The sequence below is a fragment of the Zhongshania sp. genome (genome assembly GCF_041623545.1).
Classification (GTDB): Bacteria; Pseudomonadota; Gammaproteobacteria; order Pseudomonadales; family Spongiibacteraceae; genus Spongiibacter.
In genome coordinates, this window is sequence record NZ_JBFJWS010000123.1 from 1 (window position 1) to 8,869 (window position 8,869).

Here is an 8,869-nt window from a genome sequence, read left to right on the forward strand (position 1 = left end):
ACACCGAGCAGCCCTGCGGGTATATCGGCGACCAGTGCATTTTTGGTGTTGGCGAGCTGAATACTTGCTTGGGTTAGGTCAAGGGCAGATATTGCAATGTCAAAGGCGGCGTCGGGTGCCCCGGTTTGTACACTGATTAACTCGCCTAATTGGATTGGCGGAGTGGCGACCGGTATGGCCAATACTAGGGCCTGTAAGCCGCTGGCGGCAATGATATTGCCGTCGGAGGTGAGTACGTCGGCGGCAACATCTAGGAGATCGGCAAGAGAGATACTGGTACCGAGTACTTCATCGTAGCTACCTGCAGTTACACCCAAATCAATTGCGAGTGCGTCGAGAAAACTCAATAAGTTTATATTGCTGGTGAGTAAGCCGTTCCATTCGCCAACACTGACGCTCACCGCGCTGCCTAAAAAGCCACCTAGCACAGAGTTTAAAAGGGCAGATTGGCTGGAGTCGATGCTGAGTATGCTGCTATCAAGACTGACTAATGCCTCAGGTTGGCAGGCTTGGGCAACTGCGGTGCGGCTTAAGGTGACGGTGTCGTTTCCGCCAAAGCTGAAGCTTTCAAACAGTGAGGCCGGCACAGTGCGGCTTAGGGTAACTTGAATAGCCTTACCACTGTTGTCCTCGGTGAAACTTTTGCTATTAGCGCCATTTTCGTCAATAGCTGCGCCAACAAGCCCGAGCTTAACGATGATGTCGCCTTCCTCGCCTAAAAAATTATTGCGGCTGGCTGAGAGCGCATCAAGGGCAATTGCTCTGCGGCCAGCCTCATCTAATTCCTGGTCGCGGCAATACAGCAGGGCTGTTTCGATTGCGGCGAGGTCGGCATTTTTTTGCAGGGTTCGCTTTTCTAAGTACAAACGTCCGGTGTCGACGACAAGGGCCAAGAACGCAATTAAGGTGGTCAGCGTTAGCGCCGCCAAAATAGTCATTACACCCCGCTGCTGACGCTTGCTAGGTACTTTACCGAGCTGAAGAGTGTTCATGTTGACCTACTTGTCAGTGAATGATTCATCAATGAATTTATTAGGAATTGGCTGCGCAAAGCTTTTTACATAGCGTTGGTAAACTTCGCTGCGTACTTTTCCAGAGAGATGCTGCTCAGTACTGCTGGCCTGTTCCCCTGAACTTTGCATCGCCATTAGGCGCGCAGTCGCCGTCTGAGGTTCGCCCGTGGTGTCAGGCGTTGCATTAAGAGCAAGTGGTAGCAGTAACAATGTGCTTGCCGTTATTTTCAATAAATTGCTCATAGTGGTGCTCCATGTCTTAAATTGGCCTTGTTAGCCAGTGCCGGTCGGGTAAAAGAGTTGGCTTTGCTTACTAGCTGTTTAAACTCCGCGCTGTTAATGCCATTGTTGCTTGCCATACGCATTGCCGTGCGGCTATCGCCGTCTAAGATTAGGCTCATGACCATATTGCGAATGGCGACTGGATGCCCAGGCTTTAGTTGTAAAGCAGTCATAAACTCGCGTTGGGCAGCCTTAAAATCACCGTGGGCAAGCAGAATAAATCCGTAGTCATTGCGAATGTCGGAATTAGTTGGTGCGAGTCGACGGGCTTTGAGCATATGTTGGTGCGCTTGGGAAACGTCTCCTCGTGTTGCAAGAATTTTAGCCATGCCCGCGTGGCCAAATGCCGTCATGCAGCTTAAGCTCAAGTCGCGGTAGCTACTATAAGCCTCGCTGAGTAAGCCTGTTTTTCGCTGCGCCTCTGCGCGCAACCACAGTGCTTGCGGGCTCTTTGTCGAGTCGTTTTCTAAGTGTGCTAAGGCGGAGTAGTAATTTCCTTCATTGATCAACTGGCTAACCAAGTCCAGCTTCATGTTTTCAGCTTGGGCGAGATTTGGGCCGCAGGATTGGTTGTTCGCACTGGCTGAACTTGTCGATGTGCTAGCACAGCCACTTGCGGCGGCAGCAAGAACAAGCGTCAATCCTAAAGAAATTATCCTTTTCATCTTGTTATCCTTTTTCAAATATATAGGTAGTCTCATTATCGCTTCTTAACCGCCAAGGCCGCTGAGGCTTTTTGAAATTGAGAACATACCGGGGCCGGCGACAAAGAGCAGCAGCGCGGGGAACAAAAAAACCATCATGACTAACGACATTTTCCCCGACAGTTTATTAACCTGCTCTTGCAGGTCGAGGCGGCGACGATTCTGGAGTAGGACGTAGAGTTCATCGAGTGAGCTATCGATGCTACCGCCAGTAATAGACTGCTGGCGAATGACAATCAGATACTCTTTAAACCCTTCAGCACTGCAGCTATTAATGAGTTCATAGAGGGCCTCTTCCTGGCTTTGGCCAGCTTCAATTTTTTTCACTGCGATATTGAGTTCAGTCGCGCAATTGGGCGACAACTCGTGGAGTTCCTGACAAATGATTGACAGGGTTTTCGGTAGCGATAAGCCAACCCGCCATAACATCCGGGTGGTTTGAATCAACATCATGCTCTCTTTTTCAAGCAGCTTTTGGCGATCTTCCGCCGCTTTTTTAAGAAAGAGATAAGCAAATAGCAAGCTGGTAATAAATGTACCAATCGCGACAAAAATTATTTTTTGGACTGCGAGATCGCGATAGAACGCGAGGGCTGCCACGATCACTGTCAAACTAGCGATACCAATTAAAGTGACGGTAATCGCATTCAACTGCTGTTCGCTATTAAATAAACCTGCACGGCGTAGAAGTTGTGAGAGTGAGGCAATATGGGTGTTTTCCTCACGCAGCTGGCGCCAAGTATCTCGCGGGCTAAATCCTTCAACCGTCTGTGGGCTTTCGGTTTTGGTGTCCATGTGCGCTACGACGAGTAAAAATACCGGTGCTGTGCAGAGGACAATTGCGCCAAAAATAAAGTAGTAGTGATGCACTTCCATGATAGTTTCCCTTTTAGGCGTCGATGGATTTAATCATGCGCCACAACACGATAACACCTAGTATTTCCATTGCGGCGGCAGCGATCAATACGGATTTACCACCAGCCTCCGCCCACATGCCTAATAGCATTTCGGGGTTCATGGAAAACATATAAGCGGCGATCAGGGGGGGTAATACCGCGAGTACAACGGCGGTAAACCGAGTCTCGCCCGTCATGGCGCTCAATTCCCGTTTACCGGCGTCTTCTAAGCGGAGTATGGAAACGATATCGTCGAGGATAGAGCGGATACTGCCGCCGTATTGCTCGTTTATTCTAATTGACGTGGCGAGCACGTTAAATTCGTGGAGTTTGGTGATGCCTGCTTCACGGTCAAAGGCTTGATGGAGTTCGTAACCCATGTGTACCCGCCGAACAATACGTTTCATTACAGTGCTTAGGGGTGCTTCAAGTGTTTCTACTGAGTCGCTAAAGGCGTTTTCTACCGATACGCCAGCGGATAGCCGTCGTGTTACCTGATTAATGAAGGAGGGCAGTTGTTCCAGCATTTTTGCGCGGCGGTGATTCCCGACAAACTTGACTAGGCCAATAAGTGAAAGCAGGCAACAAAGAGCGGCAATAAATCCGTATTCAATTGGCAATAATAAGAGACAAAATAGTGCTGCACTGCCGGCAAGGGCCAAACTGGCAAATACGATCGCTGCCGGTAACTCCACACCATTACCCGCTAAATATAAGGTTATCGCTTGAGGAACTACTGGGGAGCTGTTTTCCAGTGCCTTGTCTTTTTCTGTACCCTCATCATCGCTGGTGATTAAAATAACCAGGATGAAAGCCAGGGCAGTTACTAGTAGCGCAAGTACAATCCAAAACATTTGCCATGACTCCCTTAATTCATCCGTGAATTGCGTCGTTAAGTAGTGGTACCGCTTTGGGGTCTTTGACAGCGATTAATTTCCGGGTGTTTTCGTCAAGGCGGAAAATGTCGGTAAGCACTAAGGTGTTTTTCACTACCGTCAGTTCGCTCACTTGTAACACGCAGCGGTGGCCGTCAGATTTCCGCCCAATGTGGATAATTAAATCCAAGGCGCTGCCAATCATTTTCTGGATTAATTCCGTGGAGCCTTTAAACCCAGACATGCCGACCATCATTTCTAAGCGGGTAAGCGCATCGCCAGCAGAGTTGGCATGCACGGTACTCATTGATCCATTGTGACCGGTATTCATGGCCTGAAGAACATCAAGCACCTCGCCGCCGCGGCTTTCACCGACAATAATCCGGTCTGGGCGCATCCGCAGGGCATTTTTAACTAATTCGCGTGCACTGATTTCGCCGACACCTTCGTTGTTTTCTGGTCGCGTTTCTAGCCTAACGACGTGACCGTTGCGCAATTGCAGTTCGGCCGCATCTTCAATAGTAACGATACGCTCGGTGTGGGGAATAAACTGGCTGAGAATATTAAGTAGTGTCGTTTTACCTGAGCCCGTTGCACCGCTGATTAAGACATTGCGACGTTGCTCAACGGTTTTAATCATATAGTCGAGCACTTCTCTGGTAATAGAACCACCGGCGAGGAGCTCTTCCGCCGTTAAAGGGTCTTTACGAAATTTACGAATTGACAGGCAGGGGCCGTCGAGCGCCAAAGGTGGAACGATGGCGTTTATCCGACTGCCGTCAGCGAGACGGCCATCAACGATGGGGCTGGACTCATCTATCCGGCGTCCAAGGGGCGAGATCATCCGCCGAATTACTCGGAGTACGTGACGGTCATCTAAAAAGCGCATATTAGCCTGGGACAACACACCCGCGCGCTCAATATAAATTTTGCGCGGGCCATTGATCAGAATATCGTTGATACTGGGGTCGTCGAGTAGGGCTTGTAGTGGTCCGTAACCGGTGATTTCATTAACCAGCGCAGTTTCAAGTTCGGCATATTGATCGCGACCGATATTTACATCGTAAATTCGGCAGTACTGACGCATATAGGCCGAAATCACTTCTTTCAACTTTTGTGGGTTGTCGTCATAAATCACTTTGTCATCTTCGATTCGATCAATAACAAAGCGGTGTAGGGCGGCCTTTAGATCCTCGTGAGAGTCACCCGAGCTGTCGAGTACAGGCTCCTTCCGGCGTTCTTTTAATCTCATGCTGCTCTCCTTAATGACTGTGGGCTAGTTTGCAAAGCCAACGCCAGCCGTGGATTGCGGTGCAGTATTTGGTGTGTCTTGCTTGAGCGAGTCACCAAACATCATGTCACTAAATGACGGTGTATAGCTGCGATAGGTTTCGCCCGGAAGCTCAGGAAGTTTTGCGTGCTTAGCAATTGGCTTAACCAAGTGAGGCGTTACTATCATCAGTAATTCTTTGTCTTCCTGCTCGAATTTAGACGAGCGAAATAGTGCGCCAAGAATCGGGATGTCACCGAGTCCAGGTACGCGATTAGCATTGTTAAACGTACTGCGGCTGACTAAACCACTTATGATGAAGCTTTCTCCCGGCGCCAGCTGAACTGATGTGTCAGTGCGGCGTACTCTTAATAGTGGTACTGAAACGCCGCTAGCTTGAACGCCGCTGCTAAAGTCGAGGTCGCTGACCTCAGGGGCTACTTTGAGCATAATGCTGTTTTCGCTTAATACGGTCGGTGTTAGACGTAAGCGTACGCCAAATTCTTTGTATTCAATTTGTACTTGGCCATCCCGGTTTGATATTGGGTAGGGAAACTCGCCCCCGGCTAAAAAGCTGGCGGTTTGCCCTGACAGGCTTACCAGTGATGGCTCTGCCAATGTGTAGGCATAGCCATTTTGCTGCAGGGCATTTATCGCACCTTTAAATGATTTGGTTGCGTAGCCGACTAGGATCGACGAGGCATCTGCGCCGCTAGCGACATTTCCGAGAAGCGCGCCGATCGGGCTGCCTGCGATTGTCGGCATTAAACTGGATGAACCCGCTGCGATGGAACCATTGCTGCCGGTGTAAGCCATCGATGTGCCAATTTGTTTTAACTGCGAGCGGCTGTATTCAATGATGCGGATATCCGTTTGTACTTGAATTGCACCTTGCTCCTCGGTGTCGTCGATACTTTTGGGGCCAGTCATGGCTAGTAGATGATCGTGCTGACTTAGTGAACTGGTTTTACCTGAGAGCACGGTGCTACTGCCGCTGGCGTCCACCGCCACGCCGTAAGTTGCGGTGGTGGGGAGGTCCGGCACGACATCGATTTTAAATACAGTGGGTTCGCCGCCACCCTGCCAAAGGAGCAATTGGGTGGAGCCTAGGCTTTTCGCTGTGAGTAAGAACTCCCGAGAGTTTAATACCCGTAAACTGGCGACCTCAGGATTGCCAATGGCACTGCGCTTAACGCTGTATTGGGTGTTTAGTGCTTGTTGCTCCCCCAAGGTTAAACGCAATGTTTTATAGGGGCTGGCTTCTGCTGGTATCAGCAGCGCGCATAGCAGGATAAAGAATAATCCTTTTTTCATGGTAAATACTCCCTGTTGCATTGGGTTGCCAGCGTTCATTAATTCTTTACTCGAATAGTTTCTACTTTGTCGCCACTGTAGACATAGACTGATTTCGGCGCCGCGGGTGGTTTTAGCCCAGTGACCGCGCGCATCATCGTTGCCTTGTCTTCAGTATTGTCCAGCTGGTTTGACGCGTTGCCATTTTCGAGCATGCTATCCGCGTCGCCGACGCCGACAAGACGGAGTACGCCGCTATTTTCAGCAAGGACGAGTGTGTTGATATCATCTAGCGCTACTTCGAGAACAGCGGAGCGGCTGCGTTTGCCACTGTCTTTATCGCTGCTGGCCTTTTTGGTTTTTGTTTTAATATCAGTGTTACTGCTCGGAACGGCTTTCCCTTCGATTTCTGAACCAAAGGCTAAGACGCGAACATTGCGAAGTATTCTTCTAGATAGGCTCTTGTCGTATGTCTCTTTACTTGCCCTGGTGGTAAAGATGACGTCGACATAGTCTCCTGGGAGAAGGAAGCCACCGCTGCCGATAACTTCGTCGACCTTTACAGCAAGTGCGCGATGGCCGCTAGTAATGTGGCTCGCTAACAGGCTGCGCACTTCAAAGTCGCTCTGACGAACAATGGCGCCCTTGGCGATAGGCGCCTCGGCCGTTTTATTGACAACATCAGCAATTTTTTCGAAGCCATCGTCAATTGTAATGGGGAAGGGCAGGGCTTGTAGGTCCTCTGCTAAGAGTACTTCGCCTTTGGCAATGTTACGGTTAGTAATAAGCACTTTTTGTGCATAGGTAAAGTTGCTGCTATCAGTGCTACTTATTGAAACACTTGATTTTCTTTGGGCATCTTCACGGCTAATTTTGTAACCGATAATCCCCATGACAATGGCGCTGATAATAAGCAGGGCCGCGATAATTTTTAAAGTCCTTGATTGCATAGTAAAGTCCCTGAAATCAGTCTGAGTTGTTGGGCCTGTAATTGAGGTAATGCTTTACACAGTCTAGACGCTATGTAATTTGCTGCTGTACTCTGATACTACGCTTTGTGTCATAGTCTAGTAATCGCGACATTTACCTATGTGACTTAGTGCTTTCCATTTTAAAATTTTCCCAGATAGCGGCAGATTGCAAACAGCGCTAAAGAGGCTCTGAAATTGTGAGTTGATACTCCTGTAATCACCGCTATAGTCTTAGGCTAGCTCTTCCACTGAGGGTGTCTGGCAAGTTGGGCAACTTGCCGAAGCCAGGTAAATTAATGCCGTCGATGATAGGTGCTGCGCTGAGGCTTACCGTGCAAAGCATGTCAGCGTCACATGTGAAGAAGTTCTCGCCGCTGGTGGCTTCGGAAATCTGCGTTGGCGACAGCCATGCAAGTGAATTTTGTGCCTGCAGCAACACGGTGGCTTGTAAATCTTCCTCTGCACAACCGCCGGGGCACTCCACCGCGATAGCGGCGCGCAGTGCGTCTTCACTCGCGTGGGTAAAGGTTTGTACCATTAAAAAGGCAAGGCTATAGCAAGCGATGGCATAAACAATCGCAAAAAAAACGGGGAATATAAAAACGAATTCGATGGCTACCGCGCCGTGCTGGCGACGCTGATACTTGCGTGGGAAATTTTTCATCCTGTCCATTTTCCGCTCCCCCCGACCTGTTTGTGCAGGGTGGGAATGTGTCGTACGTAAACTAAACTCATGCGAGCGTCAGTGCGCGCACAAATTAACCTGTGTTCCTAGTGTTGGAACAGGCTTAAAGCGCTGCCAACCAAACCACCCATGGCCATCGCTGTACCCAGTGGTAAGCCTCGAGAAAACGTTCGCTCGTTGTCTGCACCGAAGTTTGGTGCGGTGCGGGCGTTCGTTTTGTTAAAGTAAGTTCTTGCTGTCATGAGTAGCACTAAACCGAGCACGCCAATCGCAAAGGCCTGTAGAAAGAACAGCGGTTGCCATGCGGGTGCGAGTACAATCATCAGCTTTACATCGCCACCACCTAACACGCCCTTGCAATAGCCGGGGAGCGTAAGCAGAAGCGCAATGGCGAGATTAACAAGCACTGCACTTATTGGTATGCTTTGACCGACTATCAAGCTGTTGCATGCAATGCTTAGCAATAATAGGGCACATAAGTGATTGGAAATACGACGATGTTTCCAGTCGTAAAAAGCAATCGCCAAAAGCAGTGCCCAGAATGCCAGCACGCTAGAATACTTACTGCATGCTAGTGTTAATAGTGGTAAAGGCCGTATCAAAGTCGAGAAAGGCAAGTGCTAAGACAATGACACCGACAAGTACTGCGGCCATGACTGCGTACTCGATGGCGCTGGCACCGTTCTCGTCTTGTTTGAACTGGGTCCATTTATTGGCAAGTTTCTTCAACATGGGGCTATCTCCGTTTACATTGAATTGGACCGATACAAAGGCGATTCCCTCTCGGCCTTGGTAGATACTTTGGGCTTTACACAGAATGAAATAAATAAGTAGTTGCCGAAGTTTACTTAGGGGAATTCGACGCTTTTGTAGCGGTTTA

General features: G+C 49.3%; 11 protein-coding genes. All 11 read right to left on the reverse strand.

Annotation, left to right across the window (positions count from 1 at the left end; all coding sequences use genetic code 11):
- Positions 1-992 (reverse strand): pilus assembly protein TadG-related protein (locus ABYT30_RS11640; protein ID WP_373096600.1); only part of this gene is annotated, 992 nt, incomplete at its 3' end.
- A gap of 6 nt (positions 993-998) precedes the next feature.
- Positions 999-1,256, reverse strand: coding sequence for a DUF3613 domain-containing protein (locus ABYT30_RS11645; protein WP_373084141.1), 258 nt, complete (start codon positions 1,254-1,256; stop codon positions 999-1,001).
- The gene (locus ABYT30_RS11650; protein WP_373084138.1) at positions 1,253-1,960 is read right to left on the reverse strand and encodes a tetratricopeptide repeat protein; all 708 of its coding nucleotides are present in this window, start codon (positions 1,958-1,960) and stop codon (positions 1,253-1,255) included. Before ABYT30_RS11650 ends, ABYT30_RS11645 begins: the two co-directional genes overlap by 4 nt.
- 45 nt (positions 1,961-2,005) lie before the next feature.
- Positions 2,006-2,875: a type II secretion system F family protein gene (locus ABYT30_RS11655; RefSeq protein ID WP_373084136.1), complete on the reverse strand. Its 870-nt coding sequence runs from the start codon at positions 2,873-2,875 to the stop codon at positions 2,006-2,008.
- A gap of 13 nt (positions 2,876-2,888) precedes the next feature.
- Entirely contained in the window at positions 2,889-3,749 is an 861-nt protein-coding gene (locus tag ABYT30_RS11660) for a type II secretion system F family protein (protein WP_373084133.1), read from the reverse strand.
- Between the two features lie 19 nt (positions 3,750-3,768).
- Entirely contained in the window at positions 3,769-5,022 is a 1,254-nt protein-coding gene (locus ABYT30_RS11665) for a CpaF family protein (protein WP_373096602.1), read from the reverse strand.
- A 24-nt stretch (positions 5,023-5,046) separates the two neighbouring features.
- A complete protein-coding gene (locus ABYT30_RS11670) occupies positions 5,047-6,354 on the reverse strand; it encodes a type II and III secretion system protein family protein (protein ID WP_373096603.1) in 1,308 nt (435 codons plus the stop codon).
- A gap of 38 nt (positions 6,355-6,392) precedes the next feature.
- Complete coding sequence (cpaB, locus tag ABYT30_RS11675) at positions 6,393-7,283, reverse strand: Flp pilus assembly protein CpaB (protein ID WP_373083872.1); 891 nt, start codon at positions 7,281-7,283, stop codon at positions 6,393-6,395.
- Positions 7,284-7,527: 244 nt separating this feature from the next.
- Positions 7,528-7,977 carry a TadE/TadG family type IV pilus assembly protein gene (locus ABYT30_RS11680; protein WP_373096605.1) on the reverse strand — a complete coding sequence of 150 codons (450 nt, stop codon included), beginning with the start codon at positions 7,975-7,977 and terminating at the stop codon, positions 7,528-7,530.
- Positions 7,978-8,075: 98 nt separating this feature from the next.
- Positions 8,076-8,540, reverse strand: coding sequence for a prepilin peptidase (locus ABYT30_RS11685; protein WP_373096607.1), 465 nt, complete (start codon positions 8,538-8,540; stop codon positions 8,076-8,078).
- A 10-nt stretch (positions 8,541-8,550) separates the two neighbouring features.
- Positions 8,551-8,869 (reverse strand): Flp family type IVb pilin (locus ABYT30_RS11690; RefSeq protein WP_373096609.1); only part of this gene is annotated, 319 nt, incomplete at its 5' end.